The organism is Pseudomonas sp. fls2-241-TYG-175 (assembly GCF_030209155.1).
Classification (GTDB): domain Bacteria; phylum Pseudomonadota; class Gammaproteobacteria; order Pseudomonadales; family Pseudomonadaceae; genus Aquipseudomonas; species Aquipseudomonas viridiflava.
In genome coordinates this window covers 92,918-119,901 of the sequence record NZ_JARVSO010000003.1, presented here as the reverse complement: position 1 = coordinate 119,901, position 26,984 = coordinate 92,918, and the positions used below count along the sequence as shown (strand labels likewise).

Below are 26,984 nucleotides of genomic sequence, written 5' to 3'. Positions count from 1 at the left end.
GGGAAAAATGAAAGCAACAGGCGGGACGTGCCCGCCTGCCGCCGGCTTACTGGGTCAGCTTGGCCTTGGCAGCCTCCAGCCCCGGTTTGCCGTCAACAGTGGTCACACCGGCAAGCCAGGTGTCGAGCACTTGAGGGTTCTTCTTGATCCACGCCTTGGCGGCAACATCAGGCTTGGTCTTGTCTTCCAGAACGTTGCCCATCAGCGTGCTTTCCATGTCCAGCGTGAACGACAGATTCTTGAGCAACTGGCCTACGTTGCTGCATTCCTGGGTGTAGCCCTTGCGCGTGTTGGTGTAGATGGTCGCTTGACCGAAGTTGGGGCCGAAGAACTCATCGCCACCGGTCAGGTACTTCATCTTGAAGCGTTTGTTCATCGGGTGCGGTTCCCAGCCCAGGAAGACCACGTCGGTGTCGCGGCGGGTCGCACGATCCACCTGCGACAGCATGCCGGCCTCGCTGGACTCGACCACCTTGAAACCTGCGTCTTTCAGGCCGAAGGCGTTCTTGTCGATCATGCTCTGGATCAGGCGGTTGCCGTCATTGCCAGGCTCGATGCCGTAGATCTTGCCGCCCAGTTCCTTCTTGAATTTGGCGATGTCGGAAAAGTCTTTCAGGCCCTTGTTGTAGAGCGCTTCAGGTACAGCGAGGGTGTACTTGGCGTTTTCCAGGTTGGCTCGAACGGTTTCGACGGTGCCGGCTTCGCGATAAGCCTTGATGTCGTTTTCCATGGTCGGCATCCAGTTGCCCAGAAACACGTCCATGTTTTTGCCGTCCGCCAGAGACTTGTAGGTCACGGGAACGGAGATCATGGTGGTCTTGGTCTTGTAGCCGAGGGATTCGAGTACGGCGCTGGTCACTGCGGTAGTGACGGTGATGTCGGTCCAGCCGACATCGGAGAAGTTCACGGTATGACAGGCCTCTGGTTCGGCGGCCTGGACCAGCATCGGGGTACAGAGCGTGGCGGCCAACAGCAACGATTTGGAAGCTTTCATGGGGTGGACTCCTGTGAGTTTCTTCTGGTCATCAGCAGGTGAGCGCTGACGCGACTTATGTGTTGGCAATGCATTTCGCGAAGCTCCATCACTGCGCCTGGCGATCGAGTCGAGGCCGATCATGTAACAGGCAAAATCAAACGCATACTGGGGGCGTCGTATCCAGTACAGGCGGGGTCGCATCCAGTGTGCGCAAGGTCGCTTACAGATTTATTCCAACGTGCAAGCGCACTTCTGCAGGGGTGGAGCAGCCAGAAAACGGCCAAAAACGTCTGCTGGCTGTGCTGCTCGAGGCCTATGGCGCTGATGGGTATGGGCATGTCGGTGCCGGGCGTCGAGCGCTTGCGTGAAGGCCCATGCTGCGGGCGGTGCGGCTCCAGCGTAGCAGAGCAGGGCACAGGCACTCGGGCCTGAAAACCGGTCGTGAACCCGTTCATGACGAGCAGCGCCTTCGCGAACGCGGTCTTTTTGAGGGGGTTGTTCCGTGTTAGTTCCGGGATGGCAGGGTCATGGCCCGACCTTGCAGCTGCAAACGGCTGCTCGATTTTTGAACACCAGCCCCGAAAGCCGCCACCTTTTAGCGCGAAATCGGGGCTGGCCGCTTGCCTGCTCCCCTGTGCCTTGGGTAGCACTCCCCGAGTAGTCACGCGGTTGCCGTTTCCTTGCAGTGCTACCGAACTGCTCACACGGCAACGCCTTGCGCAGGCCTCCACGTCGCAAACAGACAGGCACGTCGCTACCGGATAGACGCATCGCGACGTCGTTTTCAGGGGTTATTGAATGGCTGATCAAATTCAGGCACGGGATTTGCGATGTCATTGCAAAGCCCTCGATGGATGAAGGCTATAACAAGAGCCTCGCCTGAGGCCGACCCCCGCCACGTGAGAGGAGATAGTGTGATGACATCGTTCAATCAAGGGGCTCAACCCCAGAACCGCGCCCCACAATCCATCGGCTTTTTGCTGCTGGACAACTTCACACTGATCTCCCTCGCGTCAGCGGTAGAACCTCTGCGAATGGCCAACCAGTTGTCCGGCCGTGAGCTGTATCGCTGGACCACCCTGAGTGTGGACGGCGGTCAGGTCTGGGCCAGTGACGGTCTGCAGATCACCCCTGATGCAGCGATGCATCAGGCACCGGTCATGGACACCGTGATCGTCTGTGGCGGTGTCGGCATTCAGCGCACTGTCACCCGCGAGCATGTGAGCTGGCTGCAAAGTCAGGCGCGTCAGTCCCGTCGGCTGGGTGCGGTGTGCACCGGCAGTTGGGCGTTGGCCTGCGCGGGTCTGCTGGACGGTTTCGACTGCAGCGTGCACTGGGAATGTCTGGCGTCCATGCAGGAAGCCTTTCCGCGAGTGGCGATGAGCACACGTCTGTTCACCCTCGACCGTAACCGTTTCACCAGTTCCGGTGGCACCGCGCCGCTGGACATGATGCTGCACCTGATCAGTCGCGATCATGGTCGTGAACTGTCGGCGGCGATCTCCGAGATGTTCGTCTACGAGCGCATTCGCAACGAGCAGGATCACCAGCGCGTGCCGCTCAAGCACATGCTGGGCACCAATCAGCCCAAGCTTCAGGAAATCGTGGCGCTGATGGAGGCTAACCTCGAAGAGCCGATCGACCTCGACGAGCTGGCTGTCTACGTCGCCGTGTCACGCAGACAGCTGGAGCGGCTTTTCCAGAAATACCTGCACTGCTCGCCGTCGCGCTACTACCTGAAGCTGCGTTTGATTCGTGCACGGCAACTGCTCAAGCAGACGCCGATGTCGATCATCGAAGTGGCATCGGTCTGCGGCTTCGTCTCCACGCCGCACTTTTCCAAGTGCTACCGCGAATACTTCGGCATTCCGCCGCGTGACGAGCGCGTAGGCTCCAACACCGCACAGCAGGTCGCCATGATGCCGATCCCGCAGGCCTTGGTATTGGCTCCGCTGTCAGGGCCGATGTCGGCACTCAGTCAGGCACGTAATGAATCGACGTTTGCGAGTGTCAGGCTGTAGAGGCGTGATCGCGCTCGGGACCGGACGCGGAGCGTCCTGAGCGGCATTCCCACGCGCGTGAGGAACGATCAGTTACGTTGATCGTTCCATGCAGAGCGCGGGCAGGGCGCTGATCAGAGGCTGAAGCGCCCCACCATGCTGTTCAAATCAACCGCCAGGCGCGACAGCTCGGTGCTGGCTGCGCTGGTCTGGTTGGCGCCGGTGGTGGATTGTGCGGACAGGTCACGGATGTTGACCAGATTACGGTCCACTTCACGCGCCACCTGCGCCTGTTCTTCGGCTGCGCTGGCGATCACCAGATTGCGCTCGTTGATTTCTTCCACGGCAATGTTGATGGTGTCCAGCGCCATGCCTGCGCCCTTGGCGATGCTCAGGGTCGATTCGGCTCGTTCGGTGCTGTTGCGCATCGAGGTCACAGCCTGTTCCGTGCCGCCCTGAATGCTGCCGATCATGCGTTCGATCTCACTGGTCGATTGCTGAGTGCGATGGGCGAGTGCGCGAACTTCGTCTGCCACGACCGCAAACCCGCGACCGGCTTCACCCGCACGGGCCGCCTCGATGGCCGCGTTGAGTGCCAGCAGGTTGGTCTGGTCCGCGAGGCCCCGAATCACGTCCAGCACCTTGCCGATGTCACGGGATTCATTCGCCAGATTGCCGATCAGTTCGGCGGTTTCCTTCACGTCACCGCTCATGCGTTCGATGGCGCCGACGGTTTCCAGCACCAGGTCACGACCATCACCCGCCGAAGCGGTGGCGTTGCGTGACGCTTCGGAAGTGCTGGTCGCGTTGCGCGCCACTTCTTCCACCGCGCTGGTCATTTCATTGACCGCAGTAGCGGCCTGCTCGATCTCGTTATTCTGCTGCACCAGACCGCGTGCGCTTTCATCGGTCACGGCGTTCAGTTCTTCAGCGGCAGACGCCAGTTGCGTGGCTGAACCGGAGATGCGCTGCAGCGTGTCGCGCAGCTTGTCCTGCATGGTTTTCATGGCCTGCAACAAGCGACCGGCTTCGTCAGTACCGTCAACCTTGATCGGCTGAGTCAGGTTGCCCTGGGCAATGGTTTCGGCAGCATGGAGTGCAACGGCAATAGGGGTGGTGATGCTTTTGATCAGCATCCAGGCAAACACCAGGGTCAGCAGGGTGGCCGCGACCAGCAGCGCGATGACCATGTCGAACGCCGACTTGTATTCCTCGGCTGCCTGCTTCTTCACCTGCATCAACTGCGCGGTGTTGATCTCGACCAGCTTGATCAGAACGGCGTTCATCTGATCGGAGTTGCTGAGCATGTCTTTATTGAGCAGGTCCTGCAGCTCGTCGACCTTGTTGGCGAGCGTCAGCGTCTTCATGCGCGACTCAAGCTCACGGTATTGCCCGAGCAACTGCACATACTGGTTGTAGAGGTTGCGCTCGTTCGAATCGCTGATCAGCTTCTCGTAGATGGCCTGGGCATCGTTGATCTGCTTGTTGCGCATGGCCAGCAATTCGATGGTCTTCTGCTGGATCTCCGGCTCGCGGTTGACCAGCAGACGGTATGACAGAACGCGCAGGCGGATGCTGACCTCTGCAAAACGATCAAGGCTCTTGATGCTGGGCACGTTGTTGTCGGCGAGCACTTCGGTCGCGCCGCGGATCTTGCTCATCTGAGAGAGCGCGAAGACACCAAGGATCAGCATCAATGCGCCGATCATGGCAAAACCGAAAAAGGCGCGCGGGGCGATATTCATATTGCGAAGGGACATAGATGGCTTCCAGAGTCAGGGTGCGCAATCCATGCGGCAGAAACAATAAGTAACGTGAATGCGTGCCTATCGGTCGAACGACTGGAGACTTGAGCGTTATGGGATGACCCATAGACGTTCGATTGATGACGTTTTTTTCATCCGCATGCGATTACCCTCGCAAAGCCTTGAAAGTACTGGCGATAGGGCGTTTCGGCATATGGCACCTTGCCCATGGGCTGTGCGTTTATGTCGCAGGTCGGGACGGTCTGACGAACAGCCGGAACAAGATCCCAGAATCGCAGTCACAAGGCCCCCATGCGTTCCGTTACAGACGTGTCCATGGCGTAAGACGCCAGTGCCGCAGGGCCTGAGCGCTGGCATGCGCAGTGACTTTTCTTTATCGTGTGCGCCCGTTGAAATTTGCTCGAGTAATCAGAATGTTGGAAGCCTCCCTAAGCCAGTTGGAACACCTTGTCGGTGATCTGGTGCAACAGAACCAGAACCTGCAGAACACGAATGCCCAGCTCACCGCCGAGCTGGCCAAAGTCAGGGATGAAAACGACAGCTTGCAATTGAGCCTGATGGAGCAGGAAGAAAAGCAGGGCAGCACCGCCGCCCGCATTCAGGCACTGGTTGACCGGGCGACCAGCGCAAGCGCTGTCGAAGCATGAACTTCGACCGAAACGGGGTGACGGTCTTGTCCATCCTGGGTAACCAGTATTCGGTGAAGGCGCCGGAAGGCGAGGACGTCAAACTCCTGCAGGCCGCCGCGATGCTCAACGCCTCGCTGGCCGACACCAAGCGCAAATACCCGACCCTGATCGGCGACCGCCTGCTGGTGCTGGCCGCCCTGAACCTGTGCTCCCAGCAGATCGACCTGAAGGACAAGCACAAGGGCGAGCTGGCGCGGTATGAAGATCAGGTCAGTGCGACGGTTGATGTGATTGCCAAGACCCTGTCGCAGGGTTGAGGGCTGGCTTGCCGCAGACACTGGACCGTGGGAGGCGGCTTGCCGGCGATTGCGTCAGTTCAGTCTCTTGCCTGGCGCCTGAAAAACCGCTTCGCCGGCAAGCCGCCTCTTATCAAACAACCTGTAACTTACTGAAGAAACGCGATTTTTTGTAGAAGCGGACTTGTCCGCGAATAGGCCGGTACATCCGACGCATATGCAGTGGCTGAAATACTGCATTCGCGGACAAGTCCGCTCCCACGGGTTTGCTGCGCGACAGCGCTACGCCGAGGACGTGGTGAGGCCTCCCACACGAACCATGTTCGTCAGTCGGGTACGTGTTGTCTGAAGAGGGACTGCGCGTCACACCCGGCTCAGCCCTGACTCTGTTTGTAAGCCGCCAATGCAGGCAGCAGTTGCTGGTCGATGGCCTGGCGCACGGCGGGCAGGATGGTTGCGCTGCCGGTCAGGAGTTGTTCGACCAGACGCCGAAGTGCGGTGGCGCGTTCGGCGTTGAGGCCGCGCACCACGTGGGCGCAGGCCTGTTCGGCTGTTGCGCCGCCGGGCATGTCGAAGCCCAGCGCCCTGAATTGGCCAATCAGGTCTTCTTGATCAATCAGGTCCGCGTGCATCATGGCGTGTCTTTCCTTGTTCGAATGTGCCTCGATTCTGGTAGCAGCCTTGCGCTCGGGCAACCCTCGTTGATCAACAATGGCCGGATTGGCTATGAACGTGTCGTTTTCAGTCGGTGGCCATGCTGTCCAGCGTCAGGTCGACCATGGTTTTGGCCATTTCCGTGAGGTGCATGATCGACAGGGTCAGGTCGCGTTGCGCGCCGCTCATGCTGTCGCTGAATTCGTAGGCGCTGGTGACGGCGCAGCGCAGCAGGTCGCTGGCATGCATGAGCGCGTCTTCATGGCTCAGGTCGGGGTTGGCTTTGAAGGCGGGTGGGGCGGGTACTATTTTCAGCATGTCGGATGACTCCTAATCGAATATCGGTAGGTCGTCACCGTCGGCTACTAATCGAAGGTGGCGGCCATGCGTAGGTAGTAGCCCGGTGATTAGGAACCGGTGCATCCGGAGATGCCCTGACGCATGGCCACCATAAAATGCAGGCCATAAAAAAGCGCCTTTTACAGGTGGCGCATTGCGCCTAATCACACCGAGGGCTACTACTCCTCATCGCTGAATTTGCAGCGACCGGCGCAGAGTAGTGACCGGGATCGACAGGCACAAGGGCCGGGGAGTTTCTCGGAAATGTCCTGCAAAGGAAAGGGATCGGTCCCGCAAATTCGTTACAAATTCTTGTTCACCGCTCAGTTTTGCTAAACTGCGCAGCCTTCCAGGAGCTGCCATGAATTACCGTCACGCCTACCACGCCGGCAACCACGCCGACGTGTTCAAACACATCGCACTGACTCGCTTGATCGCCCTCATGGCGCGCAAGGAGCAGCCGTTCGCCTACCTCGATACCCACGCAGGGCTCGGGCTGTACGACCTCAAGGGTGATCAGGCCACCCGTACCGGCGAATGGCTGGAAGGCATCGGCCGTCTGTGGGAAGCGGCGGACGTGCCTGCGCTGGCTGCCGATTACCTGCAGGTACTGCGCGACATGAACCCGGATGGCGAGCTGCGCTATTACCCCGGTTCGCCCGAGCTGGCCCGCCGCCTGACCCGCGAGCGCGAGCGTGTGCTGCTCAACGAGAAGCACCCCGAGGATGGACGTCTGCTCAAGGAAAACATGAAGGGCGACCGCCGCGTTGCCGTTCACTTGGGCGAAGGCTGGCATGTACCGCGTGCCTTGCTGCCGGTTGCCGAAAAGCGTGCCGTGATGCTCATCGATCCGCCGTTCGAACAGCTCGATGAAATGAAGCGCTGCGCTGTGGCGCTGAAGGAAACCATCGGACGCATGCGTCAGACCGTGGCCGCTATCTGGTACCCGATCAAGGACCCGCGCTTGCTGAGGCGCTTCTATCAGGACCTCGCCGAGACCGGCGCACCCAAGTTGCTGCGCGTTGAATTGTACGTCCACCCGCTGGACACCCCGGCCAGCCTCAACGGCTCAGGCCTGGCCATCGCCAACCCGCCGTGGGGCCTTGAAGAAGAACTGCGCGAGCTGATGCCGTACCTGGCCGACAAACTGGGCCAGACCCAGGGCGGCTGGAAGATGGATTGGTTGATTGCGGAGTGAATGACTGATCGTTCCCACGCTCCAGCGTGGTAACGCCTCTCAGGACGCTTCGCGTCCGCTCTTGAAGTGACGCAGAGCGTCACGGGATGCATGCCCACACGGAACGATGGGCATGATCAGTCGTAGCGATCAGGCCGGCAGACAAACCCCGGTACCGCCCAGGCCGCAATAGCCCTGTGGATTCTTGGCCAGGTACTGCTGGTGATACGCCTCGGCGAAGAACACGGTCGGTGCCTCTTCGATTTCTGTGGTGATCCCGCCCAGACCGGCCTTGCTCAGTTCTGCCTGGAAAATCTCGGCACTGGTCTTGGCTGTATCGAGCTGTTCAGGTGTGGTGCAGTAGATCACCGAGCGGTATTGCGTGCCGATGTCGTTGCCCTGACGCATGCCCTGGGTCGGGTTGTGCGCTTCCCAGAACACTTTAAGCAGCGACTCATAGCTGATCTTTTCAGGCTCGTAGACCACCAGCACCACTTCGGTGTGGCCGGTGAGGCCGGAGCAGACTTCTTCGTAAGTCGGGTTCGGCGTGTGTCCGCCCGCGTAGCCAACCACGGTGCTCACGACACCTTCCTGTTGCCAGAGGCGGCGTTCTGCGCCCCAGAAGCAACCCATGCCGAAGATGGCGAATTCCACGTTGTTGGAGAACGGCCCGAGCAGCGGGTTGCCATTGGCGTAGTGGGTCTCAGGCAGCGCCATGGGTGTTTCGCGGCCCGGCAGTGCTTGTTCTTTGGTAGGCAGTACGTTCTTGTTCACTAGAATTTCCGAGCGCAGAGTCATGAACCATATCCTCTCGTTTAGAGACAGGCAGCAGGGGCCAGGACAGATGAATGCAATTACATAGGTCCCGTTACACGTAGAAACAAGTGCTGCCGTGTAAAAACAGACCGACAGTGTGCCCGACTGGGCTGGGTGCAGGAAGAGGGATCAGGCCGACGGTCGGCGCGGGTAACGCTGCAGCTTTTCGATCAGCGCTTCGCCGGGGATCGGTCTGTCGAACAGATAACCCTGCCCGACGTCGCAGCGATGACGGCGCAGGAAAGCCAGTTGGGCGGCGGTTTCAATGCCTTCGGCGACCACCTTGAGCTTGAGGTTGTGCGCCATGGCGATGACCGCCGACGTGATTTCCATGTCGTCTTCGTCATCCGGAATATCGCGGATGAAGCTGCGATCGATCTTGATCACGTCGATGGGAAATTTCTTCAGATAACTGAAAGACGAGTAGCCGGTGCCGAAGTCATCCATGGCCAGCGACAGGCCCAGCTTCTTCAGCGAGTCCAGCTGCTGGCGCGTGTCTTCGGTGGCTTCCAGCAACAGGCCTTCGGTCAGCTCCAGTTCCAGCAGAGAGGCGTCCAGTTCTTCCTCCTTGAGGATCGAGGCAATCGAGGACACCAGCTCCGGATCGGAGAACTGTTTGGGCGAAACGTTGATGGCCACCTGCAGATTGCCGAAGCCCGCTGCGGTCAGGTCCTTGCTCATGCGGCAGGACTGGCGTGCTACCCACTTGCCGATCGGAATGATCAGACCGGTTTCCTCCGCCACGCTGATGAACTGGTCGGGACGAATCATGCCTTTTTCAGGGTGATTCCAGCGCAGCAGCGCTTCCATACCGATCAGCCTGCCGGACAACAGGCACAGCTTGGGCTGATAGAACACTTCCAGCTCGTTCTGCGTCAGGGCACGGCGCAGGTTGTTCTCGACGAACAGCTTGTAGCTCGCCTCGGCGTTGAGTGCTTCAGTGAACACTTGTACCTGATGTTTGCCGTTGGCCTTGGCTTTGTGCAGCGCCAGGCCCGCGTTTTTCATCAGGGTCTGCGGATCACGCCCATGCAGTGGCGCGCAGGCCAGGCCAACCGAGCCGGTGACGCTGATCAGCTGGTTGTCGACGAACATCGGCTTGTCCAGCGTCGCCAGTACCTCGCTGGCGATGTTCTGACCCGCTTCCTGATCGGTGTTATCGAGCAGCACGGCAAACTCGTTACTGGCAAAGCGCGCCAGCACGTCCGTCGGGCTCAAGGTGTTACGCAGGCGGCGTGCAAGACTGATCAGCAGCTTGTCGCCGGTCTGGTGGCCGAGGCTGTCGTTGATGCGCTTGAAGTTGTCGATATCGACCAGCAGCAGGCTCATGGGCGTATCGGTGTCACGGTCGAAGCGTTCGTCCAGATTGCGGATGAACGCAGGCCGGTTGCCCAGGTTGGTCAGGTTGTCGGTATAGGCCAGGCGCTCGATGCGCTGCTGGGCCAGCTTGCTCTGGGTGATGTCTTCGTAAATGCCGATGTAATGCGTCAGCTCGCGGTTGTCGCCGTACACCTTGGAGATCGACAGTTGGCTCCAGTAGGGTTCCAGATTCTTGCGTCGGCTCTTGAACTCGCCCTGCCAGCTGTTGCTGGTGGTCAGGCTGGAGTTGGCTTCCAGCAGCAATTCGTTGAGGTTCTCCAACGCAGGCAATTCAGAGAGCTTGCGGCCTGCGACCTCTTCGGAACTGTATTGGGTGATGGCCGTGAAGCTTGGGTTGACGTACTCGACCACGCCGTCACAGTTGACCAGCAGAAAGGCATTGGCGCTCTGCTCGACCGCACGCTGGAACAAGTGCAAGGCATTGGTCGCGGCGCGGCGGTTGAGGTTGTTGATGACCTGCGCGAACTGGTCGGCCAGCTCACCGGCAAAGGCGATCTCATCGGACTGCCATTCACGCGTCGAGCCGGTCTGCTCAAGGCACAGTACACCCACCACCTGGCCGTCGATGCGAATGCTGGCGTCCAGGGTGGCGTTGGTTTGCTGAGGACGGAGGCTCTCGGCCAGCTCACGCGTGCGCGGATCGGACTGAATGTTGAATGCATCAATCGCACGACTGGTGTGCAGTGCCTGCAGGTAGCTGGGGTACGGGCTGACATCAATGACTGCACGAGACCGGTAGTCGCCGGTCAGCCGGTGGTAATCGGCGATCGGCTCCATGCACTTGTCATTGAGGTTCCAGATACTGGCGCGATCGACATCGTAGATGACGCAGGCGCTTTTGGTGATCAGCTCTGCAGCTTCCAGCAGGGTATTGGTGGTGGTGTAGCGATGCCGCGTCAGGCGCAGGATCAGGTCTTGCTGGGCGCGGACGCGCTCCAGGTGAGCGTACTGATCACGCTGCGCGCGCTGGTTCAGTTCCAGGGCGATCTGCAGGCGTGAGTTGCGGGTTTCCAGGTCACTGTCGACCGCCACTTCGCCTTCTGCGAGTGCGTCTTCGACGATGAGGAAATAACCGCGCAACAAATGGCGATTGTGCTGCTTGTAAGCCTCACCGATTTCCAGAAGGCCAAGCGGGCCTCTGGGCGTGTGCAGTGTGTAGCGAATGCTGTAATTGTTGGATGTCGCCAGTTGCAGTTGCACCTCGTCATGCAACTGATAGCGCGCTTCTGGTTCCATCAGGCTGGCGTAGGGCGAGCCAATCAGGGCGCAGAGATCCACGGCAGGCAGGCCGAACTGTTTTTCACAGTTAGCGTCGAGGTACAACAGCGCCCAATTGGCTTCGTTAAGCCGCTCGAAACGCAGCATGCCCAGGCGCGAAGGCACAGGCAATTGCGTCACTACCTCGGCTGCGGATCTACCGGCAGCATCGGTCTGGCTCTTCATCAACAAATTCGCTTCCGGAATACTGATTGCGTTGGGCCAAAGGCCTGTTTCCGCGTATGGCAAGGTTGCATCATGCGGGCAATGCTTACAAGAGACCACGGTGGCTTAGTGCTATAAAAGTGTCGGCCGCAAGAGCCAGTTCTTCAGCGCAAATGGTCGGATAGGGGAAACGATTCAGTTTTGAGCGGAAAAAGGGGTATTTCTGCTGGGGCATGTCTGCGCAGAGAACTCATCGTTATACACAAATCGGCCTCGGCACTGATGATGATCGTTCCCACGCTCTGCGTGGGAATGCCTCTCAGGACGCTCCGCGTCCGCTCTCGAATGTGGCGCAGATGTGCCCCCAAGCTCCAGCGTTATCCACGTCATGCGCTCGGCTCACTGAATCCTCAGGCTGTGCCATTTGTGACGCGGAGCGTCACGGGAGGCATGCCCACGCGGAGCGATGGGCACGATCAGTGTTGAGGCAGACATGTGCACAACAACCGCCGCTCGTCACTGGTGACAACCAATCAGCAGGCAAAAAAAGCCCCGCTTGAAGGCGGGGTTGAGGTTCGAGCGTGGCAGCTCGTAAACACATGCGGCAAGGCCCGCTGTGAGGCGGGCCTGCTCGGGCTTACAGCAGGATTGTGCGGATGTCCGCCAGCAATTCGCTCAAGCGCTTGGTGAAACGGGCAGCGGCCGCGCCGTTGATCACGCGGTGATCGTAGGACAGCGACAGAGGCAGCATCAGCTTTGGCTGGAAGGCTTTGCCGTCCCAGACAGGCTGGATGGTTGCCTTGGAAACACCCAGGATCGCCACTTCCGGTGCGTTGACGATTGGCGTGAAGCCAGTGCCGCCAATGTGACCGAGGCTGGAGATGGTGAAGCAGGCGCCCTGCATGTCGTTGGCGGTCAGCTTCTTGGTGCGTGCTTTCTCGGCCAGTGCAGCGGCTTCGGCAGCCAGTTGCAGCAGGCTCTTCTGGTCGACGTCGCGGATGACCGGGACCAGCAGGCCGTCCGGGGTGTCCACGGCGAAACCGATATGCACGTACTTCTTGCGGATCACAGCCTTGCCGCTTGGTGCCAGCGAGGCATTGAAGTCAGGCAGCTCCTTGAGCAGGTGAGCGCAGGACTTGAGCAGCAGAGGCAGAACGGTCAGCTTGACGCCCGCCTTCTCGGCAGCGCCTTTCTGCGCGACGCGGAAAGCTTCCAGTTCGGTGATGTCGGCCTGGTCGAATTGCGTGACGTGCGGGATGTTCAGCCAGCTGCGGTGCAGACCGGTTGCGCCCAGTTGCATCAGGCGAGTCATCGGCACTTCTTCGATTTCGCCGAAGCGGCTGAAGTCGACTTCCGGGATCGGCTGGATGCCCATGCCGCCGCTTGCGCCGCCGGCTGGTGCGTCCTTGGCCTTCTGCATCATGGCCTTGACGTAAGCCTGGACGTCTTCCTTCAGCACGCGGCCGTGTGGGCCGGTGGCGCTGACGGCGTTCAGCTCGACGCCGAATTCGCGGGCCAGTTGACGAACCGCCGGGCCTGCATGGACCTTGGCGCCGTCTTTGGCCGGTGCAGCCGGTGCTGGCGCGGCTTCTGCCTTGGGAGCAGGTGCTGCGGCCGGAGCCAGTGCGGCTTCAGTCTTGGCTGGTGCGGCCGCCGGTGCGCTGGCTGCCGGAGCAGGAGCGGCGGCAGGGGCTGCGCCTTCGACTTTCAGCTTGAGGATCAGGTCGCCGGTGCCGACTTCCTGGTCCAGTTTGACTTCGATGCTTTCGACAACGCCCGCAGCTGGAGACGGGATCTCCATGCTGGCTTTATCGGATTCCAGGGTGATCAGCGATTGATCGGCCTGGATACTGTCGCCGACCTTGACCATCAGTTCGATGATCTTGGCCTTGCCCGACGAGCCGATGTCCGGCACGTGGATGTCCTGTACCGAAGCGGCAGCGGCAGGCGCGGGTGCGGCTGCTGGAGCCGGTGCGGCTTCAGCAGGTTTCTCGGCAGCAGCCGGAGCTGCAGCAGGTGCGGCCTCGGCCGGCGCGGCAGCCGCTTCGCCTTCGATTTCCAGCTCGAACAACTCGTCGCCTTCTTTCAGGCGGTCGCCCAGCTTGACCTTCATGGCCTTGATCACGCCCGCCTTGGGAGCAGGGATTTCCATGCTTGCCTTGTCGGACTCAAGCGTCAGAACGCTCTGGTCAGCTTCGATGCGATCACCGACCTTGACCATCAATTCAATGACTTCACCTTCACCGTTGCCGATGTCGGGTACGCGAATTAGCTCACTCACTCTGTATCTCCTTGGGAGAACCTGTTCACTCACGAATACGCTGGTTCAGTTACAGCAAAACAGCCTTGGATGCTCATTTACGCGAGGTAAATTCCGCATCTTCGGCTGTTCACGCCCTGATCAGCGCTCTTGAAGCAGACTCTTAGCAGTCCAGTGGATTGCGTTTTTCTGGATCGATGCCGAACTTTGCAATGGCTTCAGCCACGACTTTAGGTTCGATATCGCCGCGATCAGCCAAGGCTTCCAGGGCTGCCAGCACAACGAAGTGACGGTCGACTTCAAAGAAGTGACGCAGCTTCTTGCGGCTGTCGCTACGGCCGAAACCGTCGGTGCCCAGTACTTTGTATTCCTTGGTTGGAACCCACTGACGAATCTGGTCAGCGAACAGCTTCATGTAGTCGGTCGATGCGATGACCGGACCCTTGCGACCGTTCAGGCACTGCTCGACGTAGCTCAGCTCAGGCTTCTGACCTGGATGCAGGCGGTTGTTGCGCTCTACCGCCAGACCGTCGCGACGCAATTCGTTGAAGCTGGTTACGCTCCAGACGTCAGCGCCGATGTTGAACTCGTCACGCAGGATCTTCGCCGCTTCGCGAACTTCACGCAGGATGGTGCCCGAGCCCAGCAACTGGACGTGGTGCGCCGCTTCCTTGGTGTCTTCTTCAAGCAGGTACATGCCCTTGATGATGCCGTCTTCCACGCCGGCCGGCATGGCTGGCTGGGTGTAGGACTCGTTCATCACGGTCAGGTAGTAGAAAACGTCCTGTTGTTCTTCGAACATCAGGCGCATGCCTTCACGAATGATGACAGCCAGCTCGTAACCGTAGGTCGGGTCGAAGGTGCGGCAGTTCGGGATGGTCGACGCCAGGATGTGGCTGTGACCGTCTTCGTGCTGCAGGCCTTCGCCGTTCAGCGTGGTACGACCGGCGGTGCCGCCGACCAGGAAGCCACGGGTGCGGCTGTCGCCAGCGGCCCAGGCCAGGTCGCCGATACGCTGGAAACCGAACATCGAGTAGAAGATGTAAAACGGAATCATCGGCTGGTTGTGGCTGCTGTACGAGGTACCTGCAGCGATGAAGGAGGACATGGCGCCCGCTTCGTTAATGCCTTCCTCGAGGATCTGACCCTTCTTGTCCTCGCGGTAGAACATCACCTGCTCTTTATCGACTGGCTCGTAAAGCTGGCCGACGGAGGAGTAGATGCCCAGCTGGCGGAACATGCCTTCCATACCGAAGGTACGGGCTTCGTCCGGGATGATCGGCACAATGCGCTGGCCGATTTCCTTGTCCTTGACCAGTTGGGTCAGGATGCGCACGAACGCCATGGTGGTGGAGATTTCGCGGTCGCCCGAACCGTCAAGGATGGCCTTGAGGGTTTCCAGCGGCGGCGTCGGCAGGTTGAAGCTCTGTGCGCGACGCTGTGGCACGAAACCGCCCAGTGCGGCACGGCGCTCGCTCAGGTAACGGGCTTCGGCGCTGCCTTCTTCCGGCTTGTAGAACGGCAGGGCTTCGAGTTCGGAGTCCTTGACCGGGATGTCGAAACGGTCACGGAAGTGACGCAGGCTGTCGACATCGACCTTCTTGGTGTTGTGCGCAGTGTTTTTCGCTTCACCGGCGCCGGTGCCATAACCCTTGATGGTCTTGGCCAGAACCACGGTCGGTTGACCCTTGTGGTTGACGGCTTCGTGGTAGGCCGCGTAGACCTTGTACGGGTCGTGACCACCACGGTTGAGTTTCCAGATCTCGTCGTCGGACAGATCGGCAACCATCGCCTTGAGTTCAGGCGAGTTGAAGAAGTGCTCACGGACGAACGCGCCGTCCTTGGCCTTGTAGTTCTGGTATTCGCCGTCGATGACTTCGTCCATGCGACGTTGCAGGATGCCGTCGACGTCCTTGGCCAGCAGTGGGTCCCAGAAACGGCCCCAGATGACTTTGGTGACGTTCCACTGAGCACCACGGAACACGCCTTCCAGTTCCTGGATGATCTTGGCGTTGCCGCGAACCGGACCGTCCAGACGCTGCAGGTTGCAGTTCACGACGAAGATCAGGTTGTCCAGCTTCTCGCGACCGGCCAGGGCGATGGCGCCCAGGGATTCCGGCTCGTCGGTCTCGCCGTCGCCCAGGAAGCACCAGACTTTCTGCTTGCCTTCCGGGATGAAGCCGCGGTGTTCCAGGTACTTCATGAAGCGTGCCTGGTAGATCGCCTGGATCGGGCCAAGGCCCATGGATACAGTCGGGAACTGCCAGAAATCTTTCATCAGCCACGGGTGTGGATAAGACGACAGGCCATTGCCGTCGACTTCCTGACGGAAATTGTTCATCTGCTCTTCGGTGATGCGGCCTTCCATGAACGCACGGGCGTAGACGCCTGGCGATGCGTGACCCTGGAAGTAGATCAGGTCGCCGCCGTGTTCTTCGGTCGGGGCCTGGAAGAAGTAGTTGAAGCCGATGTCATACAGCGTGGCACTGGAGGCGAAGCTCGAAATGTGACCGCCCAGATCCGGGTCGTTCAGGTTGGTTTTGACAACCATGGCCAACGCGTTCCAGCGCACCAGCGAGCGAATGCGGCGTTCCATGAACAGGTCGCCAGGCATGCGTGCTTCGTGGGTGACAGGAATCGTATTGCGGTAAGGCGTGGTGATGGCGTAAGGCAGCTGCGAACCACTGCGGGTGGCGAGTTCGCCCAGACGGGTCATCAGGTAATGAGCACGGTCTTCGCCTTCTTTGTCGAGAACCGATTCCAGGGCGTCCAGCCATTCCTGGGTTTCGACGGGATCGAGGTCTTGCATGGCTTGCTCCAGGGCGGAAAGGCTTCCAGAATCGGTTGCCTGAGTTTGCGACTGGCCTTGTGGGCAGACGACATAAATTCTTGGATTACCGGAGGTTGGCCCGGCGGCGTGTAGTTTTACTACAAATCGACGACTATTTCAGCCCTCCGAGTTACGTAGCCAGTAGTAAAACTACAGAGAAGCGACCAAATCGCTCCTGTTGTGTTGTGAGATAAAACGTTACTGTTGATGTGTTTCGAATGTGTTGCGGTAAAAAGTCGGAATTTTATGCTTCTAAAACGATTTTTCCAGCAATTTATAACCTTTGTTCGACAAGCGGCAGTGGCAGGTCAATCTCGCAGTCATGGCAGGTAGCCCGTTGCACGCCGATCAAGGATAGACCATGAGCCTACCTTTACTGGCCGATTTTCCGGCCATCCTGCTGCCACTGATTACCCGTGCACAACAGACTTTTCGTACAGTGCTCGCTGATTTATCTGCCGAAGCACTGGCTTCTTTCGACGCCTGGCCCGAGTCGCGTCGCCTTGCGTTCGACCGGGTCTGCGCGGCCAGCGACTTCGTCACCGAGCAGATCTGCCGGGATCCGCGCATGCTGCTGGACCTAGCCGATTCAGGCGAACTGGAGCGTAGCTTCTCGGCAGGCGAGTTGCGCGGGCAAATCGCCGACGCATTAAGCACCGCGACCACTGACGATGAGTTGGGGCGTAATCTACGTCGCCAACGCATGCGGCATCAAGTGCGGATTATCTGGCGGGACCTGACGCGTCAGGCAGGCCTGATCGAGACCTGCCGCGACCTGTCGGACATGGCCGATGCCTGCATCGACCTGGCCTGTCACTGGCTGCACGAGCGTCTCTGCCAGCAGTTCGGTACGCCCACCGGGCGTCGCACGGGGCTGCCGCAGCAGATGGTAATTCTGGGCATGGGCAAGCTGGGCGCGATCGAGCTGAACTTGTCGTCCGACATCGATCTGATTTTCGGCTACCCGGAAGGCGGCGAGACAGTCGGCGTAAAACGCCCGCTCGACAATCAGGAGTTCTTCATTCGTCTGGGGCAGCGGCTGATCAAGGCGCTTGACCCGGTGACCGTCGATGGCTTTGTGTTTCGCGTCGACATGCGCCTGCGGCCTTACGGTTCATCCGGGGCGCTGGTGCTCAGCTTCAATGCGCTGGAGCAGTATTACCAGGATCAGGGCCGCGACTGGGAGCGTTACGCGATGATCAAGGCCCGTGTGGTGGGCGGCGATCAGAAGGCGGGCGCCGAGCTGCTGGAAATGCTGCGTCCGTTTGTCTATCGCCGTTATCTGGATTTCTCGGCCATCGAAGCGCTGCGCACCATGAAGCAGCTCATTCAGCAGGAAGTGAAGCGCAAGGGCATGGCCGAGAACATCAAGCTCGGCGCGGGCGGCATTCGGGAAGTCGAGTTCATCGCCCAGGCCTTTCAACTGATCCACGGCGGTCGCGACCTGAGCCTTCAGCAACGGCCGTTGTTCAAGGTCCTGAAGACCCTCGAAGGCCAAGGCTATCTGCCCAGCGCCGTGACCGAAGAATTGCGCGAGGGTTATGAATTCCTGCGCTACACCGAACATGCGATTCAGGCGATTGCCGACCGGCAGACCCAGATGCTGCCGGACAACGAGCAGGATCAGGCGCGCATCGCGCTGATGATGGGCTTTTCGGACTGGGCGAGCTTTCACGAACGACTGATGTACTGGCGTGGCCGCGTGTCGTGGCATTTCCGTCAGGTTATCGCCGATCCCGATTCCGACCCTGATGAAGAGCAGGAAGACGACAGCGAAGTCATCGTCGGCGGCGAATGGCTGCCATTGTGGGAAGAATCCCAGGACGAAGAGGCCGCCAGTCGCCAGCTTTCCCAGGCCGGTTTCGTCAACGCCGAGACGGCGATCAAACATCTGGCGAACCTGCGCGGCAGTCCGCACCTGCGTTCGATGCAGCGCCTCAGTCGCGAACGTCTGGACGCCTTTATTCCACGTCTGCTGGCGCAGGCGGTGGAGCATGCTAAACCTGATCTGGTGCTTGAGCGCGTGTTGCCGCTGGTGGAAGCGGTGGCCCGGCGTTCGGCCTATCTGGTGCTGCTCACCGAGAACCCCGATGCACTGCGCCGCTTGCTGACCCTGTGCGCTGCCAGTCCGTGGATCGCCGAACAGATCGCCCGCTTCCCGTTGCTGCTCGATGAGTTGCTCAATGAAGGCCGTCTGTTCAATCCGCCACTGGCGCCTGAGCTGGCCGCCGAACTGCGCGAACGGTTGATCCGCATTCCCGAGGATGACCTTGAACAGCAGATGGAAGCGCTGCGGCACTTCAAGCTGGCCCACAGTCTGCGGGTGGCGGCGTCGGAAATCACCGGCAGCCTACCGTTGATGAAGGTCAGCGACTACCTGACCTGGCTGGCCGAGGCGATACTCGAACAGGTGCTGGCGCTGGCCTGGCGTCACAGCGTGGCGCGACACGGCACGCCGTCGCGGCCTGACGGCACGTTATGCGATCCGGGTTTCGTGATTGTCGGGTACGGCAAGGTGGGCGGCATCGAGCTGGGCCATGGGTCCGATCTCGATCTGGTGTTCATTCATGACGGCGACCCGCAGACCGAAACCGACGGCGCCAGACCGATCGACAGCGCGCAGTTCTTTACCCGGCTGGGGCAACGGATCATTCACCTGCTGACCACTCAGACCAACTCCGGCCAGTTGTATGACGTCGACATGCGGCTGCGTCCGTCCGGTGCCTCGGGGCTGCTGGTCAGTTCGCTGGGCGCTTTCTCGCGTTATCAGGACAAGGAAGCCTGGACCTGGGAGCATCAGGCGCTGGTCCGCGCCCGTGTATTGACCGGCAGCCCCGATGTGGGCCGCGAAGTCGAGAAGGTGCGCGCCGACGTGCTGGGTCGCGAGCGCGATCTGGACAAGCTGCGCGCCGAAGTCAGCGAGATGCGCGCCAAGATGCGTGACAACCTCGGCAGCCGTCTGACGGCGGCGGGCAGGGGAGCCAATGCCTTCGAGTCCTCCATGCCGTTCGACCTCAAGCAGGATGCCGGAGGTATCGTCGATATCGAATTTATGGTGCAATACGCGGCCTTGGCGTGGTCCAGAGAGCATCCGGGGCTGCTGCAATACACCGATAACATTCGTATTCTCGAAGGGCTGGAAGAGGCCGGGTTGTTGCCCGATGCCGATGCCAGCCTGTTGCGCGAAGCCTACAAGGCGTACCGTTCGGCGGCGCACCGGCAGGCGTTGCAGAAGCAAGCGGGTGTGGTCAGCGGCGATCAGTTTCATTGCGAACGGCGTGAAGTGATGCGGATCTGGGCGCAGATGGGGTTGAGCTGAACGGACGACATGCCGTTCGTTCACAACAAGACTATATAAAGCTATGACAGGGAGGCGACAGGTTGTGTGGGAACGTCACGCAGTCTGATCGGCCTCCCTGATCGTTTCCGGTCGTTTTTGGATGAAACATGAATATTCTGATCGTTGGGCCTAGCTGGGTCGGTGACATGGTGATGGCGCAAACGCTGTTCCAGTGCCTGAAACAGCGTCATCCCGAGTGCCAGATCGATGTGCTGGCACCTGAGTGGAGTCGTCCGCTGCTGGAGCGCATGCCCGAAGTGCGCGCTGCGCTCAGCTTTCCCCTCGGCCATGGCGCTCTGGAGCTGGCTACGCGCCGTCGCATCGGCAAGTCCCTGGCCGGTCAGTACGATCAGGCGATTCTGCTGCCCAATTCGCTGAAATCCGCGCTGGTGCCTTTTTTCGCAGGCATCAAACAGCGCACCGGCTGGCGTGGCGAGTTCCGCTACGGGCTGCTCAACGATGTACGCACTCTGGATAAAGAACGTTATCCGCTGATGATCGAGCGCTTCATGGCGCTGGCCTACGACAAGAACGCGGAATTGCCTCGGCCTTACCCCAAGCCCAGCCTGCAGATCGACTCGGCAACCCGCGATGCGGCGCTGGCCAAGTTCGGGCTGACGCTGGACCGCCCGGTGCTGGCGCTGTGCCCTGGTGCCGAGTTCGGCGAGTCCAAGCGCTGGCCCGCAGAGCACTATGCGCAGGTCGCCGATGCGCGAATCCGCGAAGGCTGGCAGGTCTGGCTGTTTGGCTCGCAGAAGGATCATCCGGTCGGCGAGACCATCCGTGAGAACCTGATTCCCGGTCTGCGTGAAGAGTCCGTCAACCTGAGCGGGCAGACCTCGCTGGCCGAAGCCATCGATCTGCTGTCGTGTGCCGACTCGGTCGTCTCCAACGATTCGGGTCTGATGCACGTTGCGGCAGCGCTGAATCGTCCGCTGGTGGCCGTTTATGGCTCGACATCGCCAGCGTTTACTCCGCCGCTGGCCGACGAGGTCGAGGTTGTCCAGTTGGGCATCGAGTGCAGCCCCTGCTTTGACCGCACTTGCCGTTTCGGCCATTACAACTGCATGCGCCTGCTTGAGCCGGGCGCAGTGATCCAGGCGCTGGGCCGCCTGGACAGCACTCCGGTAGAGGTCGTCTGACGTTGCGGGTATTGCTGATCAAGACGTCTTCGCTGGGTGATGTGATTCATGCCTTGCCCGCGCTGACCGACGCGGCCCGTGCGCTGCCGGGTATCCGCTTCGACTGGGTGGTGGAGGAAGGCTTTGCCGAGATTCCGGCCTGGCATCCGGCTGTCGACGCGGTGATCCCGGTGGCGATCCGCCGCTGGCGCAAGAACCTGTGGCAGACCTTCAGAAACGGCGAGTGGCGTGGCTTCAAGGCCCGTTTGCGCGAGCAGCGTTATGACCTGGTGATCGACGCTCAGGGTCTGTTCAAAAGCGCCTGGCTGACCCGCTATATCGATGCGCCGGTGGCCGGTCTCGACCGGGACTCGGCACGCGAGCCGTTGGCCAGCCGTTTCTATGACAAGCGCTACCCGGTGGCACGCGGACAGCACGCGGTCGAGCGTTTGCGCCAGCTGTTCGCGCAGGCGCTGGGCTACAGCGTGCCGGTCGGCATCGGTGACTACGGGCTGAATAAACCGACCGCTCAGGATGACGCGCCGCAGGCACCCTTTGTGCTGTTTCTGCACGGCACCACTTGGGACACCAAGCACTGGCCGGAGCTGTACTGGCGACAGCTGGCGGAGCGGATGGCCGCTCAAGGCCTGCAAGTGCGCCTGCCGTGGGGCAATCCGGCTGAAAAGGCCCGTGCCGAGCGTATCGCCGACGGGCTGGACGCGGCGCAGGTGCTGCCCAAATTGAATCTTGCAGGCGTGGCGCGGGTGCTGGCTCAGGCGCAGGCCTGCGTGGCGGTGGACACCGGTATCGGTCATCTGGCCGCCGCGCTGGATGTGCCGACTGTTTCGCTGTTCGGACCGACCAACCCGGTGCTGACTGGAGCCTATGGCAAATCGCAGGTGCATCTGGCCGCCGATTACCCAAGCTGCGCGCCGTGCCTGCAAAAGAAATGCACATACCAGCCGACCGCTGACGATCAGCGCCGGTTTGACCTTAAACGCGAGTGGCCACCGTGCTTCACTCGCCTGAATCCCGAGCGAGTAGCGAGCCAACTGGGCGCGCTGTTGCTGGCAAAGGAACCTGGCTGATGCAACTGGCTTTCGTCCTGTACAAATACTTTCCGTTCGGCGGACTGCAGCGCGACTTCATGCGCATCGCGCTGGAGTGCCAGAAGCGCGGTCATCAGATTCGCGTCTACACCCTGATCTGGGAAGGCGACGTGCCTCCCGGCTTCGAGGTGCTGGTCGCGCCGGTCAAAGCCTTTTTCAACCATCGCCGCAATGAAAAGCTCAGCGCGTGGATGGAGGCGGATCTGGCCAAACGCCCGGTGGACCGCCTGATCGGCTTCAACAAGATGCCAGGTCTGGACGTTTACTACGCGGCAGATGGCTGCTTCGAGGACAAGGCGCAGAACCTGCGCAGTCCGCTGTATCGCAAGTGGGGCCGCTACCGCCACTTTGCCGACTATGAGCGTGCTGTTTTCGCCAGGGACGCCAAGACCCAGGTCCTGATGATTTCCGAGGTTCAGCAGCCGCTGTTCATCAAGCATTACGACACGCCGCTGTCACGTTTCCATCTGTTGCCGCCCGGCATTTCCCCGGATCGGCGGGCGCCCCCTGAAGCACCGGAGATTCGTTCAGGCTTCAGGCAGGAGTTCGGTCTTGCTGAAAATGACTTGTTATTGGTGCAGATCGGCTCAGGTTTCAAGACGAAAGGCGTAGATCGCAGCCTCAAAGCCCTGGCGGCACTGCCGACCGACCTGAAGAAACGCACGCGGCTGTTTGTAATCGGCCAGGACGACCCCAAGGTATTCCAACTGCAAAGCGCTGCATTGGGACTGGGCGATCAAGTGACCTTCATGAAAGGTCGCAGTGACATTCCACGTTTCCTGATGGGCGCTGACGTTCTGATTCATCCGGCCTACAACGAGAACACCGGCACCGTGCTGCTTGAAGCGCTGGTGGCGGGTTTGCCCGTTCTGGTCAGCGCCGTGTGTGGCTATGCCCATTACATCGCCGAAGCCGACTGCGGTCTGGTGCTGGATGAGCCGTTCGAACAGGCGCAGCTCAATCGTTATCTGGCAGACATGCTCAAGGACGATACGGCGCGCAGCAACTGGGGCCGAAACGGCCTGGCGTTCGCTGACACGGCGGACCTTTACAGCATGCCGCAGCACGCTGCCGATGTGATTCTGGCGGAGCACTATTGATGAAGCTGTTCCTTGCTGAACCGTTCAAAAGCCTGTGGGCCGGGCGCGATGCGTTCGCCGAGGTCGAGGCCTTGAGCGGTGAGGTGTATCGCGAGCTCGAAGGTCGCCGGACACTGCGCACCGAAGTCGACGGGCGCGGCTATTTCGTGAAGATCCATCGCGGTATCGGCTGGGGCGAAATCGCCAAGAACCTGGTGACCGCCAAGTTGCCGGTGCTGGGCGCAGGCAAGGAGTGGGACGCAATCGAGCGGCTGCATGAAGTCGGCGTACCGACCATGACCGCCGTGGCCTATGGCGAGCGCGGCAACAATCCGGCCGCGCAGCACTCGTTCATCGTCACCGAAGAACTGGCACCCACCACCAGCCTTGAAGACGTCAGCATCAATTGGCGCAACGAGCCGCCCGAGCCGCGCCTCAAGCGGGCGTACATCGCCGAGGTCGCGCGACTGGTCGGGATGATGCACCGCGCCGGGGTCAACCATCGCGACTGTTACATCTGCCATTTTCTGTTGCACACCGACAAGCCCGTCACGGCCGACGACTTCAGGCTGTCGGTCATCGACCTGCACCGCGCCCAGACCCGTCGGGCGATCACCCCGCGCTGGCGCAACAAGGACCTGGCGGCGCTGTATTTCTCGGCGCTGGACATCGGTCTTACGCGTCGCGACAAACTGCGCTTTCTCAAAGGCTACTTTCAGAAGCCGTTGCGGGAAATACTGGTCAGGGAAGCGAAGCTGCTCGGCTGGCTGGAGACAAAGGCCGACAAGCTTTATCAGCGTAAATTGCGATACGGGGATGCGCTCTGATGGCGGGTTGGAACCTGGAGCCTGCGTACGCGTTTCTGGCTGAAGACTTCGGCGACCTGGACGCTGTGTTTGCCTTGCAGGGTGAACGCCTGACCCGTGACCCGCTGTCCGAGGTGATTCGGGTTCAGCGCGCCGGGGTCAATTACTACGTCAAACGCTACGTGGGCGCTGGCAAAGGCCTGCGACGTTATCTGGGGCGGCCTCGGGTCAAGTCCGAGTGGCAGAATCTCAAGCGTTTCGCCAAGTGGGGCATTCCTACGGCTGAAGTGGTGGCCTGGGGGCTCGAGCGCAACGGCGCAGCGTATGACCGTGGTGCGTTGATCACTCGCGAACTGCCCAATACCGAAGACATGTCTGCCCTGGCGCAGCGCAAGGATCCGCTGTTGTCCGACAGGCAATGGGTGGATGGTATCAGCTGTCAACTTGCGTCCTACACGCGGATCATGCACGACCATCACTTCACCCATAACGACCTGAAGTGGCGCAACCTGCTGGTGGACGATCAGGCCCGGCTGTTCTTCATCGATTGCCCCAACGGGGCCTTCTGGTGGAGCTTCATGCTGCGCTACCGGATCACCAAGGACCTGGCGTGCCTGGACAAGGTCGCCAAGTACCACCTGTCCGCCACCCAGCGGCTGCGCTTTTACCTGCAATACCGTCAGCGTGCGCGTCTGAACGCCTCCGACAAAAAGCGTATCCGTCATGTCGTCAGCTTTTTCGAGGGGCGCGAATGAGCGTGTTTATTGCCAGTGCCGACCGGCCCCTGCTGGAGCGCCACGGCCTGACCGATTTCGAGTCGCTGTGGAAGCTGAAGCTGGACGCAGTCGATGAGCCCAATACCGGACGAGGCGGCTGGAGCAGCGTGTTCCGGCTGGATCTGGACGGCCAGGGTTTTTACCTCAAGCGCCAGAGCAATTACCTGACCCACACGTTGCATCATCCGTTTGGCGAACCGTCGTTTTCCCGTGAGTTTCGTAACATCAGCCGTTACCAGAAGCTGGGTATCCCGGCCTTGCAGGCGGCGGTTTACGGCGAGAGCAGGGTCGATGGCGAACGTCGGGCGATTCTGATGACGCGCGCGCTGGACGGCTGGACCGATCTGGATGAACTGCTACAGGGTTGGACGGAACTGGGCGGCGCCGCGCGATCAGCTATTCTCAAGGCTTGTGGGCTGTTGGCGCGCACGCTGCACGGCGCGGGGCAGATCCATGGGTGTTTCTATCCCAAGCATATTTTTCTGCGGACCGATCAGGCGGGCTGTCAGGCGCAACTGATCGATCTGGAAAAGACCCGGCCGGTGATCTTTGGCCGGCGTGACCGGGTCAAGGATCTGGAACCGCTGTTGCGCCGTGCGCGTATGTGGACAGAAGCCGATCAGCGCGAACTGCTGGCCGCCTACCTGCAGGCCGGTCCCGACAGCGAACAGGTCAATGCCTGGCGTGCGCGCCTCGGGCAGCGAGGCCAGCACAAGCGTGACCTTCAACACCGTGACCAGAAAGAGACCCGTTGATGCGTTTGTCCGATCTCAAGAACGCCGGGCGCAAGCCTGAGCTGCCGATGAGCCTGACCTTGGCCGATGCCGCAGGCAGCGCCGAACTGCAACTGCTGACCCTGCTGCGTGTATTGCCCGGTCAGCGCTACGTGGGAGCGGGTGTCTGGCGTGGTCGCACGGTGCTGGCCAAACTGCTGGTCGGCAGCAAGGCCGCCCGGCATTTTCAGCGTGAACTGAGCGGCGTACGGCTGTTGGCCGAGCAGGGCGTGACGACGCCTTTGCTGCTGGCCGACGGTCTGCAGGAAGGCGAGGGCGGCTGGCTGTTGTTCGAGTTTCTTGAGAACGCGCCAAGCCTGGGCGACGCCTGGAATGCCGTGCAGCACCAACCGCCGCTGACCGATGAGCAACAGACCGTGCTTGGCGAAGCGCTCTCGGCGATTGCCCTGCTGCACGCCAAAGGCCTGTGGCAGGAAGACCTGCATCTGGACAACCTGCTGCGCCATGACGGCAAGCTGTACATGATCGACGGCGCAGGCATTCGTGCCGAGCAGGCCGGACAGCCGTTGTCACGTCAGAAAGTGCTGGAAAACCTCGGCGTATTCTTTGCCCAGTTGCCCCGGGCTTTCGAGCCGTTCACCGAAGAGTTACTGGTGCATTACCTGTTGAGCAACGCCGAGCATGGCTTGCCGATGGAAGCGCTGCAGAAGCAGATCGACAAGATACGCAACTGGCGTCTGAAGGACTTTCTCGACAAGACCGGTCGCGATTGCAGCCTGTTCAGCGTCAAGGACAGTGCTTCGGTGTTTCAGGCGATTCGTCGTGAAGAAGAGGCGGCAATGCTGCCGGTACTGGATCAGGCCGATGCCTTGCTCGATGACGGGCATCTGTACAAGACCGGCGGCGCCGCCAGTGTCGGGCGTGTCGAAGTTGGCGGCCGTGCACTGGTCATCAAACGCTACAACATCAAGAATTTCAGCCACTGGCTCAAGCGCTTCTGGCGCCCGAGCCGGGCCTGGCATTCATGGCGCGAAGCCAACCGGCTGGCGTTTCTGGGCATCGCGACGCCCAAACCTCTGGCGGTGCGCGAAGAGCGCGTGCTGGGTATGCGCAGCAAAGCCTATCTGATTACCGAGTTCCTGCCGGGTCCGGACATCATCGAGCGTTTTGCGCCCTATGTTGAAACCGGCGATGTGCCCGAGGCCGAGTTGCAGGCGCTCGATACGCTGTTCGCGCAATTGATTCGCGAGCGCATCAGTCATGGTGATTTCAAGGGTCATAACGTGTTCTGGCAGGAAGACCGCTGGGCGCTGATCGACCTGGATGCCATGCAGCAACACAGCTCTCAGGCGTCGTTTATTGCAGCTTTTGCCCGTGATCGCGCACGCTTCATGCGCAACTGGCCGGAGCAAAGTGCGCTGCACCGGAAGCTGGAGCAGCGCTTGCCGACGGGCGAGACGGCCTGAGTCGTCCC

At 60.5% G+C, this 26,984-nt stretch carries 20 protein-coding genes and 1 pseudogene; 12 read left to right on the top strand and 9 right to left on the bottom strand.

Annotation, left to right across the window (positions count from 1 at the left end; genetic code table 11):
- Window positions 1-46 precede the first annotated feature (46 nt).
- The gene (locus QRN20_RS03010) at window positions 47-994 is read right to left on the bottom strand and encodes a choline ABC transporter substrate-binding protein (RefSeq protein ID WP_029243381.1); all 948 of its coding nucleotides are present in this window, start codon (window positions 992-994) and stop codon (window positions 47-49) included.
- An 899-nt stretch (window positions 995-1,893) separates the two neighbouring features.
- On the opposite strand from QRN20_RS03010, the gene gbdR reads away from it, so the two are divergent.
- On the top strand, window positions 1,894-2,997 hold the full coding sequence (gene gbdR, locus QRN20_RS03005) for a choline metabolism transcriptional regulator GbdR (protein WP_004888066.1): 1,104 nt from the start codon (window positions 1,894-1,896) through the stop codon (window positions 2,995-2,997).
- A 113-nt stretch (window positions 2,998-3,110) separates the two neighbouring features.
- Here gbdR and QRN20_RS26760 read toward each other — a convergent pair whose 3' ends face one another.
- Both QRN20_RS26760 and QRN20_RS26755 read right to left on the bottom strand, forming a co-directional pair.
- Window positions 3,111-3,974 (bottom strand): methyl-accepting chemotaxis protein, encoded by an 864-nt coding sequence (locus QRN20_RS26760; RefSeq protein WP_412093213.1) that lies wholly within the window; start codon window positions 3,972-3,974, stop codon window positions 3,111-3,113.
- Window positions 3,966-4,721: pseudogene (locus tag QRN20_RS26755) on the bottom strand (MCP four helix bundle domain-containing protein); the annotation flags it as partial. The gene QRN20_RS26760 and the pseudogene QRN20_RS26755, both read right to left, overlap by 9 nt.
- Before the next feature lie 434 nt (window positions 4,722-5,155).
- Here QRN20_RS26755 and QRN20_RS02995 point away from each other — a divergent pair.
- Together QRN20_RS02995 and QRN20_RS02990 are read left to right on the top strand one after the other, a co-directional pair.
- Entirely contained in the window at window positions 5,156-5,389 is a 234-nt protein-coding gene (locus QRN20_RS02995; RefSeq protein ID WP_004888063.1) for a hypothetical protein, read from the top strand.
- Entirely contained in the window at window positions 5,386-5,688 is a 303-nt protein-coding gene (locus QRN20_RS02990; RefSeq protein WP_004888061.1) for a cell division protein ZapA, read from the top strand. Before QRN20_RS02995 ends, QRN20_RS02990 begins: the two co-directional genes overlap by 4 nt.
- 353 nt (window positions 5,689-6,041) lie before the next feature.
- On the opposite strand, the gene QRN20_RS02985 is transcribed toward QRN20_RS02990, so the two are convergent.
- Window positions 6,042-6,302: a hypothetical protein gene (locus tag QRN20_RS02985; protein ID WP_069144881.1), complete on the bottom strand. Its 261-nt coding sequence runs from the start codon at window positions 6,300-6,302 to the stop codon at window positions 6,042-6,044.
- A 106-nt stretch (window positions 6,303-6,408) separates the two neighbouring features.
- The gene (locus QRN20_RS02980) at window positions 6,409-6,639 is read right to left on the bottom strand and encodes a DUF6124 family protein (RefSeq protein ID WP_004888057.1); all 231 of its coding nucleotides are present in this window, start codon (window positions 6,637-6,639) and stop codon (window positions 6,409-6,411) included.
- A 382-nt stretch (window positions 6,640-7,021) separates the two neighbouring features.
- On the opposite strand from QRN20_RS02980, the gene QRN20_RS02975 reads away from it, so the two are divergent.
- Entirely contained in the window at window positions 7,022-7,858 is an 837-nt protein-coding gene (locus QRN20_RS02975; protein ID WP_004888053.1) for a 23S rRNA (adenine(2030)-N(6))-methyltransferase RlmJ, read from the top strand.
- 129 nt (window positions 7,859-7,987) lie between these two features.
- Here QRN20_RS02975 and msrA read toward each other — a convergent pair whose 3' ends face one another.
- The 4 genes from msrA to aceE form a co-directional block, all read right to left on the bottom strand.
- The gene (msrA, locus tag QRN20_RS02970) at window positions 7,988-8,635 is read right to left on the bottom strand and encodes a peptide-methionine (S)-S-oxide reductase MsrA (protein ID WP_285359988.1); all 648 of its coding nucleotides are present in this window, start codon (window positions 8,633-8,635) and stop codon (window positions 7,988-7,990) included.
- Between the two features lie 147 nt (window positions 8,636-8,782).
- A complete protein-coding gene (locus QRN20_RS02965) occupies window positions 8,783-11,476 on the bottom strand; it encodes a putative bifunctional diguanylate cyclase/phosphodiesterase (protein WP_004888419.1) in 2,694 nt (897 codons plus the stop codon).
- A gap of 616 nt (window positions 11,477-12,092) precedes the next feature.
- Window positions 12,093-13,736 (bottom strand): dihydrolipoyllysine-residue acetyltransferase, encoded by a 1,644-nt coding sequence (aceF, locus tag QRN20_RS02960; protein WP_122454998.1) that lies wholly within the window; start codon window positions 13,734-13,736, stop codon window positions 12,093-12,095.
- A 142-nt stretch (window positions 13,737-13,878) separates the two neighbouring features.
- Entirely contained in the window at window positions 13,879-16,524 is a 2,646-nt protein-coding gene (gene aceE, locus QRN20_RS02955; protein ID WP_029243044.1) for a pyruvate dehydrogenase (acetyl-transferring), homodimeric type, read from the bottom strand.
- 382 nt (window positions 16,525-16,906) lie between these two features.
- On the opposite strand from aceE, the gene glnE reads away from it, so the two are divergent.
- The 8 genes from glnE (at window position 16,907) to QRN20_RS02915 (ending at window position 26,976) form a co-directional block, all read left to right on the top strand.
- Complete coding sequence (gene glnE, locus QRN20_RS02950; protein ID WP_285359987.1) at window positions 16,907-19,864, top strand: bifunctional [glutamate--ammonia ligase]-adenylyl-L-tyrosine phosphorylase/[glutamate--ammonia-ligase] adenylyltransferase; 2,958 nt, start codon at window positions 16,907-16,909, stop codon at window positions 19,862-19,864.
- A 128-nt stretch (window positions 19,865-19,992) separates the two neighbouring features.
- Entirely contained in the window at window positions 19,993-21,027 is a 1,035-nt protein-coding gene (gene waaF / locus QRN20_RS02945; protein WP_004883410.1) for a lipopolysaccharide heptosyltransferase II, read from the top strand.
- Between the two features lie 2 nt (window positions 21,028-21,029).
- Entirely contained in the window at window positions 21,030-22,094 is a 1,065-nt protein-coding gene (gene waaC / locus QRN20_RS02940; protein WP_122418038.1) for a lipopolysaccharide heptosyltransferase I, read from the top strand.
- A complete protein-coding gene (locus QRN20_RS02935) occupies window positions 22,094-23,215 on the top strand; it encodes a glycosyltransferase family 4 protein (RefSeq protein ID WP_088236062.1) in 1,122 nt (373 codons plus the stop codon). Before waaC ends, QRN20_RS02935 begins: the two co-directional genes overlap by 1 nt.
- Complete coding sequence (gene rfaP / locus QRN20_RS02930) at window positions 23,215-24,021, top strand: lipopolysaccharide core heptose(I) kinase RfaP (protein ID WP_029243040.1); 807 nt, start codon at window positions 23,215-23,217, stop codon at window positions 24,019-24,021. Before QRN20_RS02935 ends, rfaP begins: the two co-directional genes overlap by 1 nt.
- On the top strand, window positions 24,021-24,755 hold the full coding sequence (locus tag QRN20_RS02925; RefSeq protein WP_217384683.1) for a lipopolysaccharide kinase InaA family protein: 735 nt from the start codon (window positions 24,021-24,023) through the stop codon (window positions 24,753-24,755). Before rfaP ends, QRN20_RS02925 begins: the two co-directional genes overlap by 1 nt.
- Window positions 24,752-25,531 (top strand): lipopolysaccharide kinase InaA family protein, encoded by a 780-nt coding sequence (locus QRN20_RS02920; RefSeq protein WP_029243038.1) that lies wholly within the window; start codon window positions 24,752-24,754, stop codon window positions 25,529-25,531. Before QRN20_RS02925 ends, QRN20_RS02920 begins: the two co-directional genes overlap by 4 nt.
- A complete protein-coding gene (locus tag QRN20_RS02915) occupies window positions 25,531-26,976 on the top strand; it encodes a lipopolysaccharide kinase InaA family protein (RefSeq protein ID WP_088236061.1) in 1,446 nt (481 codons plus the stop codon). The genes QRN20_RS02920 and QRN20_RS02915 overlap by 1 nt, the downstream gene beginning before the upstream one ends.
- Window positions 26,977-26,984: the final 8 nt, after the last annotated feature.